9 protein-coding genes are annotated in these 24502 nt (G+C 69.9%); 6 read left to right on the forward strand and 3 right to left on the reverse strand.

The annotated features are described in order from the left end of the window. Positions 1-17 precede the first annotated feature (17 nt). A complete protein-coding gene (locus ABH941_RS04005) occupies positions 18-16316 on the forward strand; it encodes a type I polyketide synthase (protein ID WP_370127146.1) in 16299 nt (5432 codons plus the stop codon). A 101-nt stretch (positions 16317-16417) separates the two neighbouring features. Here the strand turns inward: ABH941_RS04005 and ABH941_RS04010 are convergent, their stop codons facing one another. The 3 genes from ABH941_RS04010 to ABH941_RS04020 all read right to left on the reverse strand — a co-directional run bounded on the left by ABH941_RS04010 (position 16418) and on the right by ABH941_RS04020 (position 18435). Further along, the gene (locus tag ABH941_RS04010; RefSeq protein ID WP_370127147.1) at positions 16418-17194 is read right to left on the reverse strand and encodes an FkbM family methyltransferase; all 777 of its coding nucleotides are present in this window, start codon (positions 17192-17194) and stop codon (positions 16418-16420) included. 55 nt (positions 17195-17249) lie between these two features. Next, positions 17250-18020 (reverse strand): thioesterase II family protein, encoded by a 771-nt coding sequence (locus tag ABH941_RS04015; protein ID WP_370127148.1) that lies wholly within the window; start codon positions 18018-18020, stop codon positions 17250-17252. 85 nt (positions 18021-18105) lie between these two features. Continuing rightward, entirely contained in the window at positions 18106-18435 is a 330-nt protein-coding gene (locus ABH941_RS04020; RefSeq protein WP_370127149.1) for a hypothetical protein, read from the reverse strand. 281 nt (positions 18436-18716) lie between these two features. On the opposite strand from ABH941_RS04020, the gene ABH941_RS04025 reads away from it, so the two are divergent. From ABH941_RS04025 to ABH941_RS04045, 5 genes are all read left to right on the forward strand, one after another. Next, the gene (locus ABH941_RS04025; RefSeq protein WP_370127150.1) at positions 18717-20165 is read left to right on the forward strand and encodes an NDP-hexose 2,3-dehydratase family protein; all 1449 of its coding nucleotides are present in this window, start codon (positions 18717-18719) and stop codon (positions 20163-20165) included. Continuing rightward, positions 20149-20916 carry an NAD-dependent epimerase/dehydratase family protein gene (locus ABH941_RS04030; RefSeq protein WP_370127151.1) on the forward strand — a complete coding sequence of 256 codons (768 nt, stop codon included), beginning with the start codon at positions 20149-20151 and terminating at the stop codon, positions 20914-20916. The genes ABH941_RS04025 and ABH941_RS04030 overlap by 17 nt, the downstream gene beginning before the upstream one ends. A gap of 226 nt (positions 20917-21142) precedes the next feature. Then, entirely contained in the window at positions 21143-21904 is a 762-nt protein-coding gene (locus ABH941_RS04035; protein WP_370127378.1) for a DeoR/GlpR family DNA-binding transcription regulator, read from the forward strand. Between the two features lie 134 nt (positions 21905-22038). Next, on the forward strand, positions 22039-23409 hold the full coding sequence (locus ABH941_RS04040; RefSeq protein WP_370127152.1) for a sugar ABC transporter substrate-binding protein: 1371 nt from the start codon (positions 22039-22041) through the stop codon (positions 23407-23409). A 124-nt stretch (positions 23410-23533) separates the two neighbouring features. Next, a complete protein-coding gene (locus tag ABH941_RS04045) occupies positions 23534-24502 on the forward strand; it encodes a carbohydrate ABC transporter permease (RefSeq protein ID WP_370127153.1) in 969 nt (322 codons plus the stop codon).

A 24502-nucleotide genomic window follows, 5' to 3' on the forward strand; every position in this document is an offset into this window, starting at 1 on the left:
ACTCGTTCTCGGACTCGGTGTTCTGGATCCCCAAGGGTCCCTCTAGGGAAGCGGCGTTTCACATGGCGAGCAACGAAGAGAAGCTGCGGGACTACCTCAAGCTGGTCACGGCCGACCTTCGCCAGACACGCAAGCGGCTGCAGGATCTGGAAGCACGCGATCAGGAACCCATCGCGATCGTCGCGATGGGCTGCCGCTTCCCCGGCGGGGTCGAGACCCCCGAGGACCTGTGGAAGCTCGTCTCCTCCGGGACGGACGCCGTCTCCGGGTTCCCGACGGACCGCGGTTGGGACCTGGACGGGCTCTACGACGCCGACCCCGACCGGCCCGGCAAGACCTACGTCCGCGAGGGCGGCTTCCTGCACGGCGCGGCCTCGTTCGACAGCGAATTCTTCGAGATCTCGCCGCGCGAGGCGCTGGCGATGGAACCGCAGCAGCGCCTGCTGCTGGAGGTCACCTGGGAGGCCGTCGAGCGGTCGGGCATCGGCCCGGCGGCGCTGCGCGGCACCCGGGCCGGTGTCTTCGTCGGCGCCATCTCCCAGGACTACACCCCGCGTTCGCTGGAGGCCCAGACCGATCTGGGCGGGCACCTGCTCACCGGCAGCACGACAAGTGTCGCCTCCGGCCGGATCTCCTACGCCTTCGGCCTGGAGGGTCCGGCGGTGACGGTGGACACGGCCTGCTCGTCGTCGCTGGTGGCGCTGCACCTGGCGGTGCAGTCGCTGCGCGCGGGCGAGTGCGACCTCGCCCTCGCGGGCGGCGTGACCGTGATGGCCGGCCCCGAGATGTTCGTGGACTTCGGCAGGCAGCACGCCCTGTCGGCCGACGGCCGATGCAGGGCGTTCTCGGCCGACGCGAGCGGCTTCGGCCCCGCCGAGGGCGTCGGAATGCTACTGGTGGAACGGCTGTCGGACGCCCGACGCCACGGCCACCCGGTGCTGGCGCTGGTGCGCGGCAGCGCGGTGAACCAGGACGGCGCGTCCAACGGTCTCACCGCTCCCAACGGCCCGGCACAGGAGCGGGTGATCCGGGAGGCCCTGGCGGGCGCCGGGCTCTCAGCCTCGGACGTCGACGCGGTCGAGGCGCACGGGACGGGGACGCCGCTGGGCGACCCGATCGAGGCTGAGGCGCTGCTGGCGACGTATGGGCAGGACCGCCCGACGGGCCGGCCGCTGTGGTTGGGGTCGCTGAAGTCGAACATCGGACACACGCAGGCGGCTGCCGGCGTGGGCGGTGTGATCAAGATGGTGATGGCGATGCGGCACGGTGTGCTGCCGCCCACCCTGCACGCGGAGCGGCCGTCCGAGCACATCGACTGGTCGACGGGTGACATCAGGCTTCTGACGCAGCATCAGGAATGGCCGCAGGCCGACGACCGCCCGCGCCGGGCAGCGGTCTCCTCGTTCGGAATCAGCGGCACCAACGCGCACGCGGTCCTGGAGGAAGCCCCCGGCGCGGAGGTCGACGCCGCGGACGAGTCCGCTGCTGCGCCTGCGCCGACGGCCGCCGCTGCTCCGCTGACGACCGTGCCCTGGGTGATCTCCGGCCGCAGTCGGGCCGCCCTGCGGGAGCAGGCGGAGCGGCTGCTGGGGTGGGTGGACGGCGAACTGCTGGACGCCGAGTCCGAGACGGGGGTCGATCTGCACGCGGTGGGTGCGTCGTTGGTGACGACGCGGTCGCTGTTCGAGCATCGGGCGGTGGTGGTCGGCACCGGGCTGGACGAGCTGCGGGCCGGGCTGGCTGAGCTGGCCGAGGATGGCAGCTCCGCAGCGGCCGTCTCCGGTTCGGCGGTGCGGGGCCGGACGGCGTTCCTGTTCGCGGGTCAGGGTTCGCAGCGGTTGGGTATGGGCCGGGAGTTGTATGCGGCGTTCCCGGTGTTCGCGGCGGCGTTCGATGCGGTGTGTGGGCTGGTGGACGCTCCGCTGCGCGAGGTTGTCTTCGGGGAGGACGCCGAGCTGCTGAACAGGACGGAGTTCGCGCAACCGGCGTTGTTCGCGGTTGAGGTGGCGTTGTTCCGGTTGGTGGAGTCGTGGGGGGTGCGTCCGGACTTCCTGGTGGGTCATTCGGTTGGTGAGTTGGCGGCGGCGCATGTGGCGGGGGTGTTGTCGCTGGTGGATGCGTGCCGGTTGGTGGTGGCGCGGGGCCGGTTGATGCAGGCGCTGCCTGCTGGTGGGGCGATGGTCGCTTTGCAGGCGTCGGAGGCGGAGGTGCTGCCGCTGCTGGGCGACGGGGTCGGAGTTGCGGCGGTCAATGGGCCGAACGCGGTCGTGGTGTCGGGTGTCGAGGCGGCGGTCGAGGAGGTCGCCGAGCACTTCCGGGGCCTGGACCGTAAGGCGACGCGGTTGCGGGTGAGCCATGCGTTCCACTCGCCGCTGATGGAGCCGATGCTCGCGGAGTTCCGCCAGGTGGCGGAGGGCATCAGCTACGAGCAGCCGCGCATTGCGGTGGTCTCGAACGTGACGGGCCAGTTGGCCACGGCGGAGGAGCTGACCTCCCCCGAGTACTGGGTGTCGCACGTGCGACAGGCCGTGCGCTTCGCCGACGGCATCCGGGTGTTGGAGTCCCAGGGAGTCACCCGCTTCCTGGAGTTGGGCCCTGACGGGACGCTGACCACGCTGGCCCAGGACTGCCTGAGCACGGACGACGGTGTTCTCCTGGTTCCGGCGCTGCGCAAGGATCGCCCCGAGGCGGCAGCGGTGCTGTCCGCTGTGGCTGGGGTGTTCACCCGTGGTGTCGAGGTGGACTGGTCGGTGCTCTTCGCCGGCGCCGGGCGGGTTGATCTGCCGACGTATGCGTTCCAGCGTCGTGCGTTCTGGCCGAAGGCGTCCTGGTCGGAGTCGGGTGATCTGGGTTCGGTGGGTCTGGTTGGGGCGGGGCATCCGTTGTTGGGTGCGGTGGTGGCGATGGCGGATTCGGATGCGGTGGTGTTGACGGGTCGGTTGTCGGCTCAGACGCTGCCGTGGTTGGCGGATCATGTGGTGGCGGGTGTGGTGTTGTTGCCGGGGACGGCGTTTGTGGAGTTGGTGCTGCATGCGGGTGATCAGGTGGGGTGTGGGTGTGTTGAGGAGTTGACGTTGGAGGCGCCGTTGGTGGTGTCGGAGCGTGGTGGGGTGCGGTTGCAGGTGGTGGTGGGTGGTGTGGATGAGTCGGGTCGTCGGTCGGTGGGTGTGTTCTCGCGGGTGGACGATGAGGTGTGGGTGCGGCATGCGTCGGGTGTGCTGGGTGCCGGGGTGGGGGTGGTGGCCGGGTTCGACACTGCGGTGTGGCCGCCGGCGGGCGCGGTGGCGGTGGCGTTGGACGGCTTCTACGAGCGGTTGGCGTTGGACGGGTATGCGTATGGTCCGGCGTTCCGGGGGTTGCGGGCGGTGTGGCGTGCGGGTGAGGACGTGTTCGCGGAGGTGGAGCTGCCGCAGGAGCAGCAGGCGGACGCCGCCGCCTACGGTCTGCACCCGGCCCTCCTGGACGCGGCGTTGCATGCGTGGCTGGCGGCGGGGGCTGGGTCGGGGCGGGTGAGTCTGCCGTTCTCCTGGAGTGGTGTGTCGCTGTCGGCCTCGGGTGCGTCGGTGGTGCGGGTGCGCTTGGCCGCGGTGGGTGCGGACGGGTTCGGTGTGACGGTGGTGGACGGGTCGGGCGGGCTGGTGGCCTCGGTGGAGGCCCTGGTGGTGCGGGAGGTGTCCGCGGAGGCGCTGGCTGCGGCGCGCGGTGGGGCGTTCCGCGATGCGTTGTTCCAGGTGGATTGGTCGCCGTTGCCGGTGGTGGCTGCTGGTGGGGGTGCGGTGGTTGTGGTGGGGGATCTGGCTGAGGTGGATGTGGCGGCGGTTCCTGCCGATGTGCTGGTGCGGGTCGGGTCGGAAGGCGCCTTGGACCTGGTGCAGGGGTGGTTGGCGGGGGAGCGGTTTGCGGGTTCGCGGTTGGTGGTGGTGACTGAGGGTGCGGTGGGTGTGGATCGTGAGGTGCCGGATCCGGTGCTGGCGTCGGTGTGGGGTCTGGTGCGGGCGGCGCGGGCGGAGAACCCGGGTCGGTTCGCACTGCTGGACGTCGATGGTGCGGCGGAGTCGTGGGCGGTCGTCGCGGGTGCGTTGGCTTCGGGTGAGCCGGAGTTGGCGGTGCGCGCGGGCGCGGTGTTTGTGCCGCGCCTTGCGCGGGTGGCTTCGCAGTCGTCGTTGGTGGTTCCGGGGGAGGGTGGGTGGCGGTTGGGGATTGTGGAGCAGGGGACCCTGGACGGTCTGGGGCTGGTGGAGTATCCGGTCGCCGCAAGGGAGTTGGGTGCTGGTGAGGTGCGGGTGTCGGTGCGTGCTGCGGGGGTGAATTTCCGGGATGTGCTGAACGCGTTGGGGATGTATCCGGGGGATGCGGGTTTGCCGGGTCTTGAGGGTGCGGGTGTGGTGACCGAGGTGGGTGCGGGTGTGGTGGGTGTGGGGGTGGGTGATCGGGTGATGGGGTTGTTCCCGGCGGCGTTCGGTCCGGTGGCGGTGGCGGATGCGCGTACGGTGGTGCGGGTTCCGGCGGGCTGGTCGTTTGTGCAGGCGGCGGCGGTTCCGGTGGCGTTTTTGACGGCGTATTACGCGTTGGTGGATCTGGGTGGGTTGCGGTCGGGTGAGCGGGTGCTGGTGCATGCGGCGGCGGGTGGTGTGGGGACGGCGGCGGTGCAGGTGGCCCGTCACCTGGGCGCGGAGGTGTTCGGTACGGCCAGTGCGGGCAAGTGGGCGGCGCTGCGGGCGATGGGTTTGGACGAGGCACACATCGCTTCCTCGCGTGACCTCGCGTTCGAGGGCGCGTTCGCGGGGGTGACCGGCGGTGCCGGGATGGATGTGGTTTTGGACTCGCTGGCGGGTGAGTTCGTTGATGCCTCGTTGCGGTTGCTGCCGCGTGGGGGCCGGTTTGTGGAGATGGGCAAGACCGATGTCCGTGAGCCGGCTGCGGTGGCCGCCGCGCACCCGGGTGTGGGGTATCGGGCGTTCGACCTGATGGATACGGATCCGGGGCGGATCGGCGAGATGTTGGCGGTGTTGGTGGAGTGGTTTGAGGCGGGGGTGTTGGTGCCGTCGCGGGTGTCGGTGTGGGATGTGCGTCGGGCGCCGGAGGCGTTCCGCTACCTGAGTCAGGCGAAGAACATCGGCAAGGTGGTGCTGACCCTCCCGAGCGTCTTGGACGGCGAGGGTACGGTGCTGGTCACCGGTGGCACGGGTGGTCTGGGGTCGTTGGTGGCGCGTCATCTGGTGTCCGGGCACGGGGTGCGGCATCTGGTGCTGGCCAGCCGGCGCGGCCCGGCCGCCCCCGGCGCAGCCGAGTTGGTCTCCGAGCTTGAGGCGCTGGGCGCTGAGGTATCGGTGGTGGCATGTGATGCGGCCGACCGTGAATCGCTCGCCGCGCTGCTGGCCGGTGTGTCGGCGGAGCGTCCGCTGACGGCGGTGGTGCACGCGGCTGGCGTGTTGGACGACGGTGTCGTGTCCGCGCTGACGCCGGAGCGTATGGCTGCTGTTTGCCGTCCGAAGGTGGATGCGGCTGCGAATCTGCACGAGCTGACGCGGCACCTGGATCTGTCCGCGTTCGTGTTGTTCTCCTCGGTTGTGGGGACGTTGGGGAACGCGGGTCAGGGCAACTACGGTGCGGCGAACGCGTTCCTGGATGCTCTGGTGCAGGTGCGGCGGGCGGAGGGTTTGCCGGCGGTGTCGCTGGCGTGGGGTCCGTGGGCGCCGGGTGCGGGGATGACCAGTGGCCTGGGTGATGCGGATCTGCGGCGGATGGCGCGTAGCGGGATGCTGCCGCTGGGTGTCGAGCAGGGCCTGGGCCTGCTGGATACCGTCCTGGAGGCCGGGGCGGGTATGGAGCGGGCAGTGGTGCTACCGGTGAACCTTGACATCGCAGCCCTGCGCGGGCAGGGCGAGGCGTTGCCCGCACTGCTGCGCGGCCTGGTCCGGACGACCACGCGGCGGACGGCGCAGATGGGTGCGCGAGCCGGGGGACAGGATGAGTTGGCGAAGCGTCTGGTGGCGTTGCCGTCGGCTGACCGGAGTCGGTTCCTGGTCGAGTTGATCTGCGGCCAAGCGGCTGCGGTGTTGGGGTATGCCTCGGGCGGGGAGGTTGCTCCTGAGCAGACGTTCAAGGTGCTGGGTTTTGACTCGCTGACGGCGGTCGAGTTGCGCAACCGCGTGAACGCGGCAACGGGTCTGCGGTTGCCGGCGACTCTGGTGTTCGACCACCCGACGCCGGTGGCGCTGGCCCAGTTCGTCCTCGATGAGGTACTGGGTGGTCAGGACGCCGTCTCCGGTGGTGCGCTGCCTGCGCTGGTGGCGGTGGACGATGATCCGGTCGTGATCGTGGGGATGGCGTGCCGCTTCCCGGGTGGGGTGGAGTCGCCGGAGGACTTGTGGCGGTTGGTGGTTGAGGGCGGGGAGGGGATCGGTGGGTTCCCGACCGATCGTGGTTGGGATCTGGATGGGCTGTTCGATCCGGAGCCGGGGGTGTCGGGGCGGTCGTATGTGCGTGATGGCGGGTTCCTGTATGGGGCGGCGTCGTTTGATGCGGGGTTGTTCGGGATTTCGCCGCGTGAGGCGGTGGCGATGGATCCGCAGCAGCGGTTGCTGCTGGAGACCTCGTGGGAGGCGTTTGAGCGGGCGGGTCTTGATCCGGGTTCGTTGCGGGGCAGTCGGACTGGTGTGTTCGCGGGGGCGATCGCGCAGGATTACGGGTCGTTCCTGCGCGGGGCTTCGGAGGAGTCGGACGGCTTCCTGCTGACCGGGAACACCGGCAGTGTGGCGTCGGGTCGGGTGTCGTATGCGTTCGGTCTTGAGGGTCCGGCGGTGACGGTGGATACGGCGTGTTCGTCGTCGTTGGTGGCGTTGCATTTGGCGGCGCAGTCGTTGCGGGCGGGTGAGTGTGATCTGGCGTTGGCGGGTGGTGTGACGGTGATGTCGACGCCGGAGATGTTTGTGGAGTTCAGTCGGCAGCGGGGGTTGGCTGTTGATGGTCGGTGCAAGGCGTTCGGTGCGGGTGCGGACGGGACGGCGTGGGCCGAGGGTGTGGGGATGCTGCTGGTGGAGCGGCTCTCGGACGCGCGCCGCCGTGGTCACACGGTGCTGGCGGTGGTGGCCGGCTCGGCGGTGAACCAGGACGGTGCGTCCAACGGGCTCACCGCCCCGAACGGTCCCTCGCAGCAGCGGGTGATCCGGCAGGCGCTGGCCGGGGCCGGGCTCAAGCCGCAGGACGTGGATGCGGTGGAGGCGCACGGCACGGGGACGACGTTGGGTGACCCGATCGAGGCGCAGGCGCTGCTGGCGACCTACGGCCAGGACCGTGCGCCGGAGCGTCCGTTGTGGTTGGGGTCGTTGAAGTCGAACATCGGGCATGCGCAGGCGGCTGCGGGTGTGGGTGGTGTGATCAAGATGGTGATGGCGATGCGGCACGGGGTGCTGCCGCGCACCCTGCACGCGCAGGTGCCGTCCGAGCACATCGACTGGTCGGCTGGTGACGTCGAGTTGCTGACGGAGCAGCGGGACTGGCCGGAGCTGGGTCGTCCGCGTCGGGCTGGTGTGTCCTCGTTCGGGATCAGCGGGACCAACGCGCACGTCATCGTTGAGCAGGCGCCGGTGCCGGAGCCTGTGGTCGAGGAGGCAGCCGCGGCGGCGTTGCCGGTGGTGCCGGTGGTGGTGTCGGGTGCGAGCGAAGGCGCGTTGCGTGACCAGGCGCAGCGGCTGGCGTCCTACCTGGACATGGTGGACCCGGCGTTGGTGGATCTGGGGTTGTCGGCGGCGGTGACCCGTTCGGCGTTGGAGCACCGTGCGGTGGTGCTGGGTGCGGACCGGGAGGAGTTGTTGCGGGGTTTGGAGGCTGTGGCGGCGGGGGAGTTCTCGCCGGGTGTGGTGACCGGCAGTGCCGCGAGCGGTGGCCGTACCGCGTTCCTGTTCGCCGGACAGGGGTCGCAGCGCCTCGGAATGGGCCGGGAGCTGTATGACGCGTTCCCGGTGTTCGCCGAGGCGTTCGACGCCGTGTGCGCCCTGGTGGATGCTCCGCTGCGGGAGGTGGTGTTCGGCGAGGATGCCGACCGGCTGAACAGCACGGAGTTCACCCAGCCGGCCCTGTTCGCCATCGAGGTGGCGCTGTTCCGACTGGTCGAGTCGTGGGGAATCCGGCCGGACTTCCTAGTCGGCCACTCCATCGGCGAGCTGGCCGCCGCCCACGTCGCCGGGGTGCTCTCGCTGGAGGACGCCTGCCGCCTGGTGGCCGCCCGGGGTCGGTTGATGCAGGCGCTGCCGACTGGTGGGGCGATGGTCGCTGTGCAGGCGTCCGAGGCGGAGGTGCTGCCGCTGCTGGAAGGCCAGGTCGGCATCGCGGCGGTGAACGGCCCGAACGCGGTCGTTGTCTCCGGCGAAGAGGCCGCCACGCTTGAGGTGGCCGCCCGGATCGAGGCCCTGGGTCGTAAGGCGACGCGGCTGCGGGTGAGCCATGCGTTCCACTCGCCGCTGATGGAGCCGATGCTGGCGAACTTCCGCCAGGTGGCGGAGAGCGTGGACTACCACGAGCCGCACCTCGCGATCGTCTCGAACGTCACCGGGCGAATTGCCACGGCGGAGGAACTGACCTCCCCCGAGTACTGGGTGTCCCACGTCCGCCAGGCCGTGCGCTTCGCCGATGGCATCGCGTGGTTGGAGGAGAACGGGGTCACCCGGTTCCTGGAGTTGGGCCCCGACGGGACCCTGACCGCGCTGGCGCAGGCCTGTCTGGTGGAGGACTCCGCGGGTGTGCTGGTCCCGGCGCTGCGCAGGGACCGTCCCGAGGCGTGGGCGGTGATGGCTGCGATTTCCGCACTGCACGTCCACGGTGCCGTGGTGGACTGGTCGGTGCTCTTCGCCGGTGCTGGGCGGGTTGATCTGCCGACGTATGCGTTCCAGCGTCGTGTGTTTTGGCCGAAGGGGGCGGGGTCGCGGTCGGGTGATCTGGGTTCGGTGGGTCTGGTTGGGGCGGGGCATCCGTTGTTGGGTGCGGTGGTGGCGATGGCGGATTCGGATGCGGTGGTGTTGACGGGTCGGTTGTCGGTGCGGGAGTTGCCGTGGTTGGCGGATCATGTGGTGGCGGGTGTGGTGTTGTTGCCGGGGACGGCGTTTGTGGAGTTGGTGCTGCATGCGGGTGATCAGGTGGGGTGTGGGTGTGTTGAGGAGTTGACGTTGGAGGCGCCGTTGGTGGTGCCGGAGCGTGGTGGGGTGCGGTTGCAGGTGGTGGTGGGTGGTGTGGATGAGTCGGGTCGTCGGTCGGTGGGTGTGTTCTCGCGGGTGGACGATGAGGTGTGGGTGCGGCATGCCGAGGGCGTGCTGGGTGCCGGGGCCGCGTCGGTGGCCGGGTTCGATGGTGGGGTTTGGCCGCCGGTGGGTGCGGTGGCGGTGGGGTTGGACGGCTTCTACGAGCAGCTTGCACTCGATGGATACGCCTATGGTCCGGCGTTCCGGGGGTTGCGGGCGGTGTGGCGTGCGGGTCAGGACATCTTCGCGGAGGTGGAACTGCCCGAGGGGGAGCGCGCTGATGCGCCCGCCTACGGTCTGCACCCCGCCCTCCTGGACGCGGCGCTGCATGCCTGGTTGGCGGCCGGGGCTGGTTCGGGGCGGGTGAGTCTGCCGTTCTCGTGGAGTGGTGTGTCGCTGTCGGCCTCGGGTGCTGCCTCGCTGCGGGTGCGGTTGACCCCGCGCGGTGCCGACGGGTTCGGCGTGACGGTGGTGGACGGCCTGGGCGGTGTGGTGGCCGCGGTCGAGTCGCTGATGCTGCGCGAGGTGTCCGCGGAGGCGTTGGCTGCGGCGCGCGGTGGGACGTTCCGCGACGGGCTGTTCCAGGTCGACTGGGTGTCGCTGCCCGTACCGGCGGCCGTTGGCGACGGTGCGTTGCTCACACTGGTGGATCTGGCTGAGGTGGATCTGGCGTCCGTGCCCGCCGACGTGCTGATGCGGGTCGTACCGGAGGCTGACGGGCTGGTGGACAGCGCGTATGCGGTGGTGGATCGGACGTTGGGGCTGGTGCAAGCGTGGTTGTCCGAGCCCGCCTTCGAGGGTTCGCGGTTGGTGGTGGTGACCGAGGGTGCGGTGGGTGTTGACCTGCAGGTGCCGGATCCGGTGTTGGCGTCGGTGTGGGGTCTGGTGCGGGCGGCGCGGGCGGAGAATCCGGGCCGGTTGGCGCTGCTGGATGTCGATGGTGCGGCGGAGTCGTGGGCGGTCGTCGCGGGTGCGCTGGCTTCGGGCGAGCCGGAGTTGGCGGTACGCGCGGGCGCGGTGTTCGCGCCGCGACTCGGCCGGGTGCCGTCACAGCAGTCAGACCAGTCAGACCAGTCAGATCAGGGCGAAGCGGCCCCCGCCGACGCCCCGGTTCTGGCCACGTCCGGGACCGTCCTCGTCACGGGTGGCACCGGCGGCCTGGGCGCCTTGGTCGCGGCTCATCTGGTGGCGGAGCACGGGGTGCGGCACCTCGTCCTGGCCAGCCGTCGCGGGTGGGATGCGCCCGGTGTGGGCGAGCTCGTCGAGGAGCTGTCCGCGCAGGGTGCCGAGATTGCGGTCGTGGCGTGCGATGCGGCCGATCGTGAGGCGCTCGGGGAGTTGTTGAACGCGATACCGGCCGAACACCCGCTCACCGCGGTCGTGCACACGGCCGGGGTCCTGGACGACGGTGTGGTCTCCGCGCTGACGCCGGAGCGGACGGCCGCCGTCTTCCGCCCGAAGGTGGATGCGGCCGTCAACCTGCACGAGCTGACGCAGGGGCTGGATCTGGCCGCTTTCGTGCTGTTCTCCTCGGTCGTTGGGACGTTCGGGAACGCCGGGCAGGCCAACTATGCTGCGGCGAACGCGTTCCTGGACGGTCTGGCGCAGCTGCGCCAGGGCCAGGGACTGCCGGCGGTGTCGCTGGCCTGGGGTCCGTGGGCGCCGGGTGCGGGCATGACCAGTGCACTGGGCGACGCCGAACTGCGCCGGATGGCGCGCAACGGAATACTGCCCCTCGGCGTCGAGCAGGGATTGGGGCTGCTGGACACGGTCCTGGCGGCCGGTGCGGGAGTGCGACGGCCGGTGCTGTTGCCGGTGAACCTTGACCTCGCCGCCCTGCGCGGGCAGAGCGAGTCGCTGCCGGCGCTGCTGCGCGGCCTGATCCGCACGCCGACGCGCCGGACGGCGCAGCTGGGCGTGCGCGCGGGCGCACAGGACGAGTTGGCGCAGCGGCTGCTGGTGCTGCCCGTGGCCGATCGCGAGCCGTTCCTGATCGAGCTGGTGCGCAGCCAGGTCGCGGTGGTGCTCGGGTACGCCTCATCCGGAGAGATCGCGTCGGAGCAGTCGTTCAAAGGGCTGGGTTTTGACTCCCTGACGGCCGTGGAGTTGCGCAACCGGGTGAACGCGGTGACCGGGATGCGGCTGCCGGCGACGCTCGTGTTCGATCACCCGACGCCGGTGGCGCTGGCCCGCTTCGTCCTGGGCGAGGTGCTGGGCGCGGACGGTACGGGTCGTGCGGACGTGCGCGCCATGCCCGCGATGGTGGCGATGAACGACGATCCGATCGTGATCGTGGGGATGGCCTGCCGCTATCCGGGGGGAGTGGAGACCCCGGAGGACCTGTGGCGATTGGTCGCCGGAGGTGAGGACGGGATCGGCGGATTCCCGACCGACCGTGGCTGGGACCTGGAAGGGCTCTACGACCCGGACCCCGATCACCTGGGGCGGACCTATGTGCGCGAGGGCGGGTTCCTCTACGGGGCGGCGATGTTCGATGCCGGGCTGTTCGGAATCGCGCCGCGTGAGGCGCTGGCGATGGACCCGCAGCAGCGGTTGCTGCTGGAGACCTCGTGGGAGGTGCTGGAGCGGGCGGGCATCGATCCCGCTTCGCTGCGCGGCAGCCGGACCGGCGTCTTCGCCGGAGTGATGGGTCAGGACTACACCTTCTGCCTGCGCGGGGGAGTCCACGAGTCGGACGGATTCCTGCTGACCGGGAACACCGGCAGCGTCCACTCCGGACGTATCGCCTACACCTTCGGGCTGGAGGGGCCGGCCATGACGGTGGACACCGCGTGCTCGTCCTCCCTGGTGACCCTGCACCTGGCCGCGCAGGCGCTTCGGTCGGGCGAGTGCGACCTCGCCCTGGCCGGTGGCGTGACGGTGATGTCGACGCCTGACACCTTCGTCGACTTCAGCCAGCAGCGCGGCCTGGCCCCGGATGGCCGGTGCAAGGCCTTTGGTGCCGGTGCGGACGGCACGGCATGGTCCGAAGGCGCGGGCATGCTGCTGGTGGAGCGGCTCTCGGACGCGCGGCGCAACGGGCACACCGTGCTCGCGGTGGTGGCGGGCTCCGCGGTGAACCAGGACGGTGCGTCCAACGGGCTGACCGCGCCGAACGGTCCCTCGCAGCAGCGGGTGATCCGGCAGGCGCTGGCGGGCGCGGGGCTGACGTCGCGCGACGTGGACGTGGTGGAGGGCCACGGGACGGGGACGACGCTGGGTGACCCGATCGAGGCGCAGGCGCTGCTGGCGACCTACGGTCAGGACCGGGAGCCCGACCGGCCGCTGTGGTTGGGCTCGTTGAAGTCGAACATCGGCCATGCGCAGGCGGCCGCGGGCGTCGGCGGTGTGATCAAGATGGTCCAGGCGATGCGGCACGGGGTGCTGCCGCGCACCCTGCACGCACAGGTGCCCTCACCGCATGTGGACTGGTCGGCCGGCGACATCCAGCTGCTGACGGAGCAACGGGAGTGGCCCGAGGTGGACCGTCCGCGTCGCGCGGGTGTGTCGTCGTTCGGGATCAGCGGGACCAACGCGCATGTGATCATCGAGCAGCCCCCGGTCGTCGTCGGGGCTGCGGTTGTCGGGGCTCCGGTCGAGGAGGATGCTCCGACCCCGGTGGCCCTGCCCGTGGTGCCGGTAGTGGTGTCGGGTGCGAGTGAGAGCGCGTTGCGGAGCCAGGCGGGACGGCTGGCGTCGTTCGTGGACGCCGATCCGGCGCTCGCCTTGGCCGATCTCGGGCTCTCGGCGGCGGTGACGCGTTCGGCGTTGGAGCACCGCGCGGTGGTGCTGGGCGGCGACCAGGACGAGCTGCTGCGTGGTCTGCGCGCTCTGGCGGTTGGTGAACCCGACTCCGGCGTGGTCCTGGGCGACGGTCGGTCCGGTGGCCGGACGGCGTTCCTGTTCGCGGGGCAGGGTTCGCAGCGGCTGGGGATGGGCCGGGAGCTGTATGACGCGTTCCCGGTGTTCGCGGCGGCGTTCGACGCCATGTGTGAGCTGGTGGATGTGCCGCTGCGCGAGGTCGTTTTCGGCGATGACGCGGAGGCGCTGAATGGCACGGCGTTCGCGCAGCCTGCGCTGTTCGCCATCGAGGTGGCGCTGTTCCGGCTGGTCGAGTCATGGGGGATCCGGCCGGACTTCCTCATGGGACATTCCATCGGCGAGCTGGCTGCCGCCCATGTGGCGGGAGTGATGTCGCTGGAGGACGCGTGCCGCCTGGTGGCAGCGCGGGGTCGGTTGATGCAGGCGCTGCCCGACGGTGGCTCGATGGTGGCGCTGCAGGCGTCGGAGGCGGAGGTGCTGCCGCTGCTGGAGACCTTCGCCAGCCAGGTCGGCATCGCGGCGGTAAACGGCCCCAACGCGGTCGTCATCTCCGGCGAAGAGGCCGCGGTCGAGGAGATCGCCCAGCAGGTGCGGGACATGGGCCGAAAGACGACGCGGTTGCGGGTGAGTCATGCGTTCCACTCCCCGTTGATGGAACCGATGCTGGCGGAGTTCCGCAAGGTCGCCGAGGGCATCAGCTACGAGGAGCGGCCTCGCTTCGCGGTGGTCTCGAACGTCACCGGTCAGTTGGCGACTCCGGAGGAGTTGGCCACGCCCGAGTACTGGGTTTCGCATGTGCGGCAGGCGGTTCGGTTCGCCGACGGTGTGAAGCGGCTGGAGGAGAACGGCGTCACCCGGTTCCTGGAGCTGGGCCCCGACGGCACGCTCACCGCGATGGCGCAGGGCTGCCTGTCGGAGGACTCCACGGGTGTGCTGGTCCCGGCGTTGCGCAAGGACCGTCCCGAGGCTCGGGCTGTGATGGCCGCCATCGCCGGACTTCACGTCCAAGGCGCGGTGGTGGATTGGGCGGGCGTGTTCGCCGGTTCAGGTGCCGGTCGGGTGGAGTTGCCGACGTATGCGTTCCAGCACGAGCGGTTCTGGCCGGAGGCCCGGGTGGCTGGTCCGGTGGTGTCCGGGGGTGCGGAGGCCGGGTTCTGGGACGCGGTGGAGCGTGGTGATCTGGAGGAGTTGGCTGGGTCGTTGGCGGTGGACCGTGCGGTGCTGGGTGAGCTGGTACCGGCGTTGTCGTCCTGGCGGCGGGGTCGGGCCGAGGCCTCGAAGGTGGATCAGTTGCTGTATCGGGCGGAGTGGAAGCCGCTGGATGGTGTGTCGGGTGGGGTGTTGACGGGTCGTTGGCTGGTGGCCGTGCCCCAGGGGTGTGCGGGGGACGAGTGGGTCACCTCGATGGTTGCGGGGCTGCGTGTCGACGCGATCGTGGTGGAGTGCGAAGCAGGCGTGGAGCGTGGGGTGTTGGCCGAGCGGATTGCCGGTGTGAGTGACGTGGCTGGGGTGTTGCTGCTGGCGGGTGCGTATGACGGAGGTGTGGACGATGTGTTGTGGCTGTCCACAGTCCTGGTGCAGGCGTTGGGTGATGCGGGTGCGGGCGGTCGCTTGTGGGTGGTGACGTGTGGTGGTGTGTCGGTGGGGCGTTGGGACGGGGTGGTGGATCCGGTGCAGGCGTCGCTGTGGGGGTTGGGCCGGGTGGCGGCGTTGGAGGTGCCGGAACGGTGGGGTGGGTTGGTGGATCTGCCGGAGGGGGTGGACCGGCGGGTGCTGGGTCGCCTGGCGGGTGTGCTGGCCGGTTCGGCTGAGGATCAGGTGGCGGTGCGGCGGTCCGGGGTGTTCGGACGTCGGTTGGTGCGGGTGTCGGGGTCGGGTGGGGGTTCGGGTGTGGTGTGGCGTGTGGGTGGGACGGTGTTGGTGACGGGTGGTACGGGTGCGTTGGGTGTGCGGGTGGCGCGGTGGTTGGCGGGTTCCGGTGTTGGCCGGTTGGTGCTGACCAGTCGCCGGGGTCTGGCGGCGCCGGGGGCTGTGGAGTTGGTGGAGGAGTTGGCGGTCCTGGGGGTCGAGGTGGTCGTCGAGGCGTGTGATGTGGCGGATCGCGGCGCGGTGGAGGCTCTGCTGGGGCGGTATGCGGTGGATGGGGTGGTGCATGCGGCGGGTGTGGTGGATGACGGGGTGATTGATGGGTTGACGGTGGAGCGGTTTGCTTCGATGCGGGCGAAGGTGCTGGGTGCGGTGTATCTGGATGAGTTGACGCGTGGTCGGGAGTTGGATGCGTTTGTGGTGTTCTCGTCGTTTGCGGGGGCGGTGGGTGCTCCGGGTCAGGGGAACTATGCGGCGGCGAATGCGTTCCTGGACGGGTTGGTGGAGCGGCGTCGGGCTGGGGGGTTGGTGGGTACGGCGGTGGCGTGGGGTCCGTGGGCCGAGGGCGGCATGGCAGACGCGGATGGTGTGGGGGACTACTTGAGGCGGCGTGGGCTGGTGGGGCTGGAGCCGGCTGCGGGGTTGGCGGCGCTGGAGCGGGTGTTGGCGGGTGAGGAGCCGGTCGTGGTGGCGGCCGACGTGGACTGGTCGCGATTCGGTCCGGCGTTCACCGGCGTGCGGCACAGTGCGTTGCTGGGTGAGCTGCCCGAGGCGGTGGCGGCGCTGGAGAGCGCCGCGTCGGTCGCCGGGGTGGGTGGGTCGGGCCTTCGCGAGCGGTTGTCGGGGCTGGGGGCCGCTGAGCGTGCGGCGGAGTTGCTGGAGGTGGTGCGGGCGCAGGCGGCGGTCGTCCTGGGGCATGCGGGTGCGCATGCGGTGGAGCCGGGGCGGGCGTTCAGGGAGTCGGGTTTTGGATCGTTGACGGCGGTGGAGTTGCGGAACCGGCTGTCGGCCGTGACCGGGTTGCGCCTGCCCGCCACATTGGTGTTCGACTACCCGAACCCGATCGATCTCGCCGGGTTCCTGCGTACCGAACTGCTTGGCCCCGACGCCCGATCCGACGCCGATGACGGGCCCGGCTCGGCGCTGCTCGCCGAGATCGACAGCCTGGAGGCGGCCATAGCCGCCGTGGTGCCGGGATCGGGTGCTGTCCCGTCGACGGGCGCGGACGTCACCGCCGACGTGCGTGTCAAGGTCACTGCCCGGCTGCGGGAGCTGCTGTCGCTGGTGAGCGGCGTCGAGGCCGCCGCGGACGAGTCGGACGAGGCGGAACTGGACGGGGCCACCGACGACGAGATGTTCGACCTGATCGACAAGGAGCTCGGCATCTCCTGACCGCTCGGGATCGACTCGCAGCACGCACAACTCCGCCCCTGCTCCTTGAGGAACCAAGGAGCAGGGGCGGAGCGCGATCTCCAGCCGGGTCGGACGAAGCGTCAGGCCGCCCGCGTGGCATACACCATGGAGTAGCGGAACTGTTCCGGCAGGTTGGCCGCAGGCTCGTTGACGATCTGGAAGCCCTGCTCCTCCAGGATGCCGGTGACCTTGTCCAGCCGTCCGTCGAGATCCTGGACCTCGATGACCACCTGCTGGACCCGCGCCCAGTCCTCCGCGTCCAGACCGTCCATGACGTCGAGCTCGGCGCCCTCGACGTCGATCTTGAGCAGGTCGATCGGGCCCTCCGGCGCCCACTCGCCCAGCACCGAGGAGAGCCGCTCGACCTCGACCTCGACATCCACTCCCTGCATGATGCGGTCGACCTCCTCCTGACCGATCTGCTGGATGGTCAGGTCCTGGCCGACCTTCTTCTGCTCCGGGTAACGCGTCGAGTTGCCCGGCAGCGACGGGTAGAAGGTGAAGTGCACCCCCGACTCCGGCTTGCCGCCCAGGGCGACCCTCCGGGTCTCGACGCCCTCGATGCCACGTGCATCGAGGTTCTTCCGCAGCGCCTCGTTGATCGGCGGGATCGGCTCCACGGCCAGCACCCGGGCACCGGGGAACTCCTGCTTCACGAAGGCGGAGAAGAGGCCGACATTGGCTCCGGCGTCGACGATCACCGCGGAGTCGGACAGCTCGATGCCGTGCTTGAGGTAGGTGCGCTCCTCGAAGATCTCGTTGTAGATGAAGTGCACCTCGGAGAAGAGCGCGCCCTCCGCCTGCGGCACGAAGAACGAGACGCCGTCGGCGACCTGGACTTCTCTGATCTCGGTCATGTGGGATTCTCTCCAGTGGAGTGTCTGGTGCCGCAGGTTGACTGAATTGCTGGTCTCAGGCGCCGGGCGATACGGAGTCGGCGGTGAAGTGGTCGTTGAGGACGGCCATGACATCCGCGGCCCGCTCGGTGAGGTAGAAGTGGCCGCCGGCGAAGACCTTCAGGTCGAACCCGCCGGTGGTGTGCTTCTCCCAGTCCTGGGCCTCGTCCAGCGTGGTCTTGGAGTCGCTGTCGCCGACGAGCACGGTGATCGGGCAGTACACCGACGCGCCCGGCTCGCTGCGGTAGGTCTCCACCGCCTTGTAGTCGCTGCGCAGGGCGGGGAGCACCATGCGCAGCATCTCCTCGTCATCGAGGACCCGCGCGTCGGTACCGCTCATGGCCTGCAGCTCCGCCACGATCCCGTCGTCGCTGCGCTGGTGCACGTTCTCGTCCCGGTAGCGGGACGGCGCGCGGCGGCCGGAGGCGAAGAGGCGGACCGGCTCGGGGCCGATCTGCTCGAAGCGCCGAGCCACCTCGAACGCGACGATCGCGCCCATGCTGTGACCGAAGAAGGTCAGCGGGGTGTCGGCCCAGTCGCTCAGCGCCTCGAAGACCTGATCCGCGAGCACACCGATGTCCTCGACGGCCTTCTCCGAGCGCCGGTCCTGTCGGCCCGGATACTGCACGCAAAGGACGTCGACCTTCGGGCTCAGCTGCGCCGAGACCGGGAGATAGAAGCTGGCCGAGCCGCCTGCGTGCGGGAAGCACACCAGGCGGTGTGCCGAGACGGGGGACGGATGGAACCGGCGGACCCACAGGCCGCTGTCCACAGAGGTAGAACTCATCAGTCAGGTCAGTCCTTTGCGACGGTCACCCGGCCTCAGAGCCGGGAAGACGGCGGTCGTTCGTCGTTGAGGGTCACTGGTCGGGTCAGCGGTGCTGCCGGCGGTGGCCCCCGATTCCCTCGTCGTCCGCGCCGTGCCAGAGGGTGTGGGCGTAGGGGTCGTCCCGGATCTGGACGATCGGGATCGTGGCACCCCTGGTACCGGACCTGGTACCGGAGTCGGCCGATGCGCCCGGCAGCGGCGCCGGCAACGCCAGTTGGAGCCGGACGTCCTCGGCGTCCAGGTCCAGCCGGTCGACGTCGTTGGTGAGCCGGCGCAGTGCTGGAGAATCGCTCGCGCGGGCCGACAGCACGTCGACACACCGGCGGAGTTCGCCTATCGCGCGGTGAACTTGCAAGAACTCGGGGTTCGTCACAGCTGGTCCTCCCTGTCCAGGGCCGGCGCGCTCGAAGTGCCGTAGGTCACTATCCACGGCATGCCCGGCAGGAGCACAAGACCCATCGGCCGCAGACGCCCGAACTCTGGTCATTTCCCCGGACCTGAGACAGCCGGGAGCGGCCCGCCCGGTGCCACCCGAGCCTCTAGCGTGTCCGCGCGTTTCTGGCAAGCGGCAATCTCTGGCCGCACGCCCGAAGCCCTCGGTGAAGGCTGGGGCGGCAGGAGAGCACCTACGCCAGCTCCATAGAGAGGCCCATGATGCCCGAGTCCAGCGTGACAGGTCTGCTGCACCGTTCCGGCTCCCTGCTGACCGCCAGACTCGCCGCCTCCGCCACGGCGGTCGAGGGCGAGGTGATGAGTGACGACCAGTTCTTCGCGTGGCTGGCCGGACGGCAGCGCGCGCATGTCCAGAACGTGCGGCGGGTCGCCTTCGACGAGCTGTCCGGCTGGGACTTCGACCCGGGAACGGGCAATCTGCAGCACCGCAGTGGGCGCTTCTACTCCGTGCAGGGCCTGCAGGTCCGCACCGGCTTCGGACCGGCCCGCGAGTGGATGCAGCCGATCATCAACCAGCCGGAGATCGGCATCCTGGGCATCGCCGTCCGCGAGATCAACGGGGTGCTGCACTGCCTGATGCAGGCGAAGGCCGAACCGGGCAACGTCAACGGCGTGCAGCTGTCGCCCACCGTGCAGGCCACCAAGAGCAACTACAGCCGGGTGCACGGCGGTTCGGCGGTGCCCTACCTGGACTGCTTCCGCACCGGCGACTCGGGTCGGGCGAAGGTGCTGGCCGACGTACTGCAGTCGGAGCAGGGCTCGTGGTTCTACTGCAAGCGGAACCGCAACATGGTGGTGGAGGTCGGCCCCGAGGTCGAAGCGGCCGAGGACTTCTGCTGGTTGACCATCCGTCAGATCAACTCGCTGTTGCGGCACGAGAACCTGCTCAACATGGACGCCCGCACGGTGCTGTCCTGCATGCCGGACTGGCGGGTCGGGGCCGGCGCCGAGGACGGCGGCCGCGGCAGCCTCCACTCCGATGTCGAGATCCGCAGCTGGATCACCAGCAGGCAGAGCGAGCACGAGCTCACCGCTGTGCTGCTACCGCTGCGCGAGGTCGAGCGCACCGCGGGAAGCGGCTGGAAGCGCACCGAGGAGGCCATTTCGCACGAGCGCGGACTCTTCTTCAGCATCATCGGTGTCGACGTCAGTTCGAGCCACCGTGAGGTCGCGGCCTGGACCCAGCCGCTGCTGGAACCGCTCGGCGGCGGCATCATCGCCCTGCTGGTGAAGCGATTCGGCGGGGTGCTGCACACCTTGATCAGCGCGCACGTCGAACCCGGCTACCTGGACGTGGTCGAGCTCGGCCCCACCGTCCAGTGCACGCCGGAGAACTACGCGCACCTGTCGGCCGAGGACCAGCCGCCGTTCCTGGACGTCGTGCGGGACCGGCGTCCCGAGCAGACCCTCTTCGACACCATGCTCTCGGAGGAGGGCGGCCGCTTCTACCAGGCGGAGAACAGGTACCTGATCATCGAGGCGGACGAGGACTTCCCGGCCCGGACCCCGGAGGACTTCCGCTGGATGACGCTCCGTCAACTCACGGAGCTGCTGAAGTACAGCCACTATCTCAACGTTCAGGCCCGCACCCTGGTCGCGGCGCTGCGCACGCTCCAGGAAGTCGAGGACAGCGATGCAGATCATCGGTAACGGGTTCATCGCCCGCCATCTCTCGGACACCTTCGCGGACGGGTTCCCCGAGACCACCGCCTTCGCGGCGGGCGTCTCGGCCACTTCGGTGACCGACCCCGCGCAGTTCGACCGAGAGGCCGAGCTGCTCTACGGCATGCTGCGCCGCTGCCGGGAGGAGGGCCGCACCGCGCTGTTCTTCTCCACCGCCTCCTACGCGATGTACGGGTCGGCGGCCGTGCCCGGGGTGGAGAACGGGCCGCTGTTTCCGCCGAACGTCTACGGCCGCCACAAGCTCGCCCTGGAGACTGCCGTCCGCTCGGCGGGCGTCGACTTCCTGATCCTCCGGCTGAGCCACCTGGTCGGCAGCCACCAGCGGTCGCACCAGCTGATCCCGGCGCTGGCCCAGCAGATCCAGAGCGGCACGGTCACCGTCCTGGACGGCGCCCACCGCGACCTCCTCGACGTCCGCGACCTGATGGACGTGATCGGCCGCCTCCTTGCCGACGGCGTCCGAGGGGAGGCGATCAACGTCGCCTCCGGGGCGCCTCAGCCGATCGAGTCCGTCGTGGACGGCATCGAGAAGCGCCTGGGCACGACCGCCGAGCGCGTCCACCTCCCCGGCGCCCCCGCCATCACCCAGGCCTCGATCGCCCGCCTGCAGCACCTCGTTCCGGGCTTCCGCGCCGATCTCACCGGCGAGCAGTACCTGGACGCGGTCCTGGACACCTACCTGCCCCACTACGTCAACGCATCGTCCCTGCCCCGGTAGAAATCCCGATTCGGGCATCCTGTGGCGCCATGCGGGCACGGGAGTGCGAGCGTGAGCCGGACCGACGTATCCGACCTGTGTGTATTCCAAGGAGAAACGGGCAAATATCGGGCTTCTTCTTGACCGTCCTGGGGCAGTAGGGAACCACGGGGCGACGGTATAAATCTCTTGCGGGCACATTCGGGCCCGAGATGCCCGAACGGGTACGGAGAGGCGGGTGACGGTGGTGCGGGCCGAAGAGAGGCAGCATCGGATCCTTGGCCTCGCACGGCATGCGGGCCGGGTCGAGGTCACGGTCGCAGCCGCGGATTTCGGGGTCGCGCCGGAGACCATCCGGCGGGATCTGAGCGAGTTGGAGCGCAGGGGGCTGGTCCGCCGCACCCATGGCGGTGCCTATCCCGTGGAGAGTGCGGGCTTCGAGACCGATCTGGCCCAGCGCGTCACGCTCCACGTCGAGAACAAGCGCCGGATAGCAGCCGAAGCGGTCAAGCTGCTCGGCGAGGCGGAGACCGTGTTCGTGGACGAGGGCTACACCCCGCAGATCCTCGCGGCGCTGCTGCCGACCGACCGGCCGCTGACGGTCGTGACGGCGTCGCTGTCCACGGCAGGGGCGATCGCCGACTCCAGCAACACCACCGTGCTGCTCCTCGGCGGTCGGGTGCGCGCCCGCACCATGGCCACCGTGGGCTCCTGGGCCTGCGCGATGCTCTCGGGGTTCGTCATCGATCTGGCGTTCCTGGGATCGAACGGGATCTCCCGGGAGCTCGGCCTGACCACACCCGATCCGGTCGTGGCCGATGTGAAGGCCAAGGCCCTGCAGGTGTCGCGCAGGCGGGTCTTCATGGGCGACCACAGCAAGTTCGGAGCGAGCAGTTTCTGCCGCTTCGCCGAGGTCGGCGACTTCGAGGCGATCGTCACGGACACCGGCCTGTCCAGCGCCGAAGCCCATCGATACGGCCTCATGGGGCCGCAGGTCATCCGGGTCTGACGGCACCCACCGGACAACACCCAGCAGCACGCAGTTCCCGTTGCGGCCGGCCCCCGGGCCCGCGGCCACTCCTCGATCACACCTGTCCTGGGCCAGGTCCCACCCGGCCGGATTCCTCAAGTGAAGGAAGAACCATGGCAATCAGACACTCCCTCCTGCGCAGAACCGCTCCGATCGGGGCCGTGGCCCTCTGCGGCGCTCTGCTCGCGGCCTGCAGCGGGGCCGGCGGCGCCGGTGGGTCCACCGGCGCGCAGAGCCACTCCATCAACGTGCTGATGGTGAACAACCCGCAGATGGCGGACCTGCAGAAGCTGACCGCGGCCAACTTCACCAAGGCCACCGGAATCACGGTCAACTTCACCGTGCTGCCGGAGAACGACGTCCGCGACAAGATCACGCAGGACTTCTCCAGCCAGGCCGGCCAGTACGACGTGGCCACCATCAGCAACTACGAGGTACCGATCTACTCCAAGAACGGCTGGCTGGCCCCGCTCACCTCGCACGCCCAGGCCGACACCGCCTTCGACCAGAGCGACATCCTGCCCAGCATCCAGCAGTCGCTGACCGCCAACGGGCAGATCTACGCCGAGCCGTTCTACGGCGAATCGTCGTTCCTGATGTACCGCAAGGACGTCTTCGCGGCCAAGAAGCTGACCATGCCCGCCAACCCGACCTGGGACCAGGTGGCGACGCTGGCTGCGGCGGCCGACGGCGCCCAGCCCGGCATGAAGGGCATCTGCCTGCGCGGACAGCCGGGCTGGGGCGAGGTGATAGCCCCGCTGACCACCGTGGTGAACACCATGGGCGGCACCTGGTTCGACAAGAACTGGACGGCCGAGGTCAACAGCCCGGCCTTCACCAAGGCGACCGACTTCTACGTCAACCTGGTGCGCGCGCACGGCGAGGCAGGCGCTCCGCAGGCCGGCTTCACCGAGTGCCTCAACGACATGGAGCAGGGCAAGGTCGCCATGTGGTACGACGCGACCTCGGCGGCCGGAGCGCTGGACGGCGCCGGCTCACCGGTGGCCGGAAAGATGGGCTACGTGCCCGCCCCGGTGGACCGGACCAAGAGCTCGGGCTGGCTCTACACCTGGGCCTGGGGTCTGCAGAAGGCGAGCAAGCACCAGGACGACGCCTGGAAGTTCATCTCCTGGGCCTCCAGCAAGCAGTACGAGACGCTGGTCGGCAACACCCTCGGCTGGTCCAAGGTCCCGGCCGGCAAGCGGACGTCGACCTACTCCAACGCCCAGTACCTCGCCGCCGCCTCGGCCTTCGCCCAGCCCACGCTGACCGCGCTGACCACGGCCGACCCGCAGAACCCCGGCGTGCAGCCGCGCCCCGCCCCCGGCATCCAGTTCGTCGGCATCCCGGAGTTCGAGGATCTGGGCACCCAGGTCTCCCAGCAGATCAGCTCCGCCATCGCCGGTCAGACCAGCGTCGCGAGCGCGTTGAAGAGCGGTCAGACCCTCGCCGCCAAGGTCGGCGCCCAGCATGCCGGCCAGTGACCTCACCGTCCCCTCGTCCCCACCCGGCGCCACACCTGACGCCGTCCCCGACGCCACCGCTGACGCCCTCCCGACCCGCCGACCGGGTCGGGAGGCCCCCGGCGCGGAGGAGAGGAAAGGAACCATGAGCATCGTCTCGCCGGCCGGACGCCTGCGACCCCCGCTGCGTGGAGCGGAGCAGGCGGCGCTCCCGAAGAGCCGCAGACCCCGTGGCGCGTGGGCCCGCAGGGCCCCGCTGCTGCCGGCCCTGATCTTCATGATCGTGGTCACCCAGCTGCCCTTCGTCGGCACCCTGGTCATCTCGTTCATGCGCTGGAACGCCCTGGACCCGAGCAACCGCGGCTTCGGCGGCCTGTCCAACTACAGCGCCGCGATCACCGATCCGACCCTGCGCTCGGCCATCGTCACCACGGTCGTCCTGACCGCCTCGGTGGTGCTGGTCAGCCTGGGGCTGGGGCTGGGGCTGGCGCTGCTGCTGGACCGGAAGTTCCTCGGCCGGGGCATCGTCCGGACGATGCTGATCACGCCCTTCCTGGTGGTGCCGGTCGCCTCCGCGCTGCTCTGGAAGCACGCGCTCTACAACGCCTCGTACGGACTGATCAACGGCACGCTGTCCTGGGTCTGGAGCCTGTTCGGCAGCTCGCACGCACCCCAGCCGGACTGGCTCTCCGTCGTCCCGCTCACCTCGGTCGAGGCGTCGCTGGTGTGGCAGTGGACCCCGTTCATGATGCTGATCCTGCTCGCCGGACTGCAGAGCCGCCCGATGGACGTGGTCGAGGCGGCGCGGGTGGACGGGGCGAGCACCTGGCAGGTGTTCCGCTACCTCACCTTCCCGCATCTGCGCCGCTACCTGGAACTGGCCGCCCTGCTCGGCAGCATCTACGTGGTCCAGAACTTCGACGCGGTGTTCACCCTCACCTCCGGCGGACTGGGCACCGCCAACCTCCCCTACACCGTCTACGAGACCTTCTACCAGGCGCACGACTACGGCCAGGCCTCCGCCGAGGGCGTCATCGTGGTCCTCTGCTCGCTCGGCATCGCCACCTTCGCGCTGAGAACCGTCTCGTCGCTGTTCCGAGAGGAGTCGCTGTGA

This window comes from Streptacidiphilus sp. EB103A (assembly GCF_041261405.1).
In the GTDB taxonomy this organism is placed as follows: Bacteria; Actinomycetota; Actinomycetes; order Streptomycetales; family Streptomycetaceae; genus Streptacidiphilus.

Excerpts from the sequence above, each read along its gene's own strand:
- ABH941_RS04025 (WP_370127150.1), top strand. The coding sequence starts at position 18,717 with ATGCCCGAGTCCAGCGTGACAGGTCTGCTGCACCGTTCCGGCTCCCTG.
- ABH941_RS04015 (WP_370127148.1), bottom strand. The coding sequence starts at position 18,020 with ATGAGTTCTACCTCTGTGGACAGCGGCCTGTGGGTCCGCCGGTTCCAT.
- ABH941_RS04010 (WP_370127147.1), bottom strand. The coding sequence starts at position 17,194 with ATGACCGAGATCAGAGAAGTCCAGGTCGCCGACGGCGTCTCGTTCTTC.
- ABH941_RS04040 (WP_370127152.1), top strand. The coding sequence starts at position 22,039 with ATGGCAATCAGACACTCCCTCCTGCGCAGAACCGCTCCGATCGGGGCC.
- ABH941_RS04030 (WP_370127151.1), top strand. The coding sequence starts at position 20,149 with ATGCAGATCATCGGTAACGGGTTCATCGCCCGCCATCTCTCGGACACC.
- ABH941_RS04045 (WP_370127153.1), top strand. The coding sequence starts at position 23,534 with ATGAGCATCGTCTCGCCGGCCGGACGCCTGCGACCCCCGCTGCGTGGA.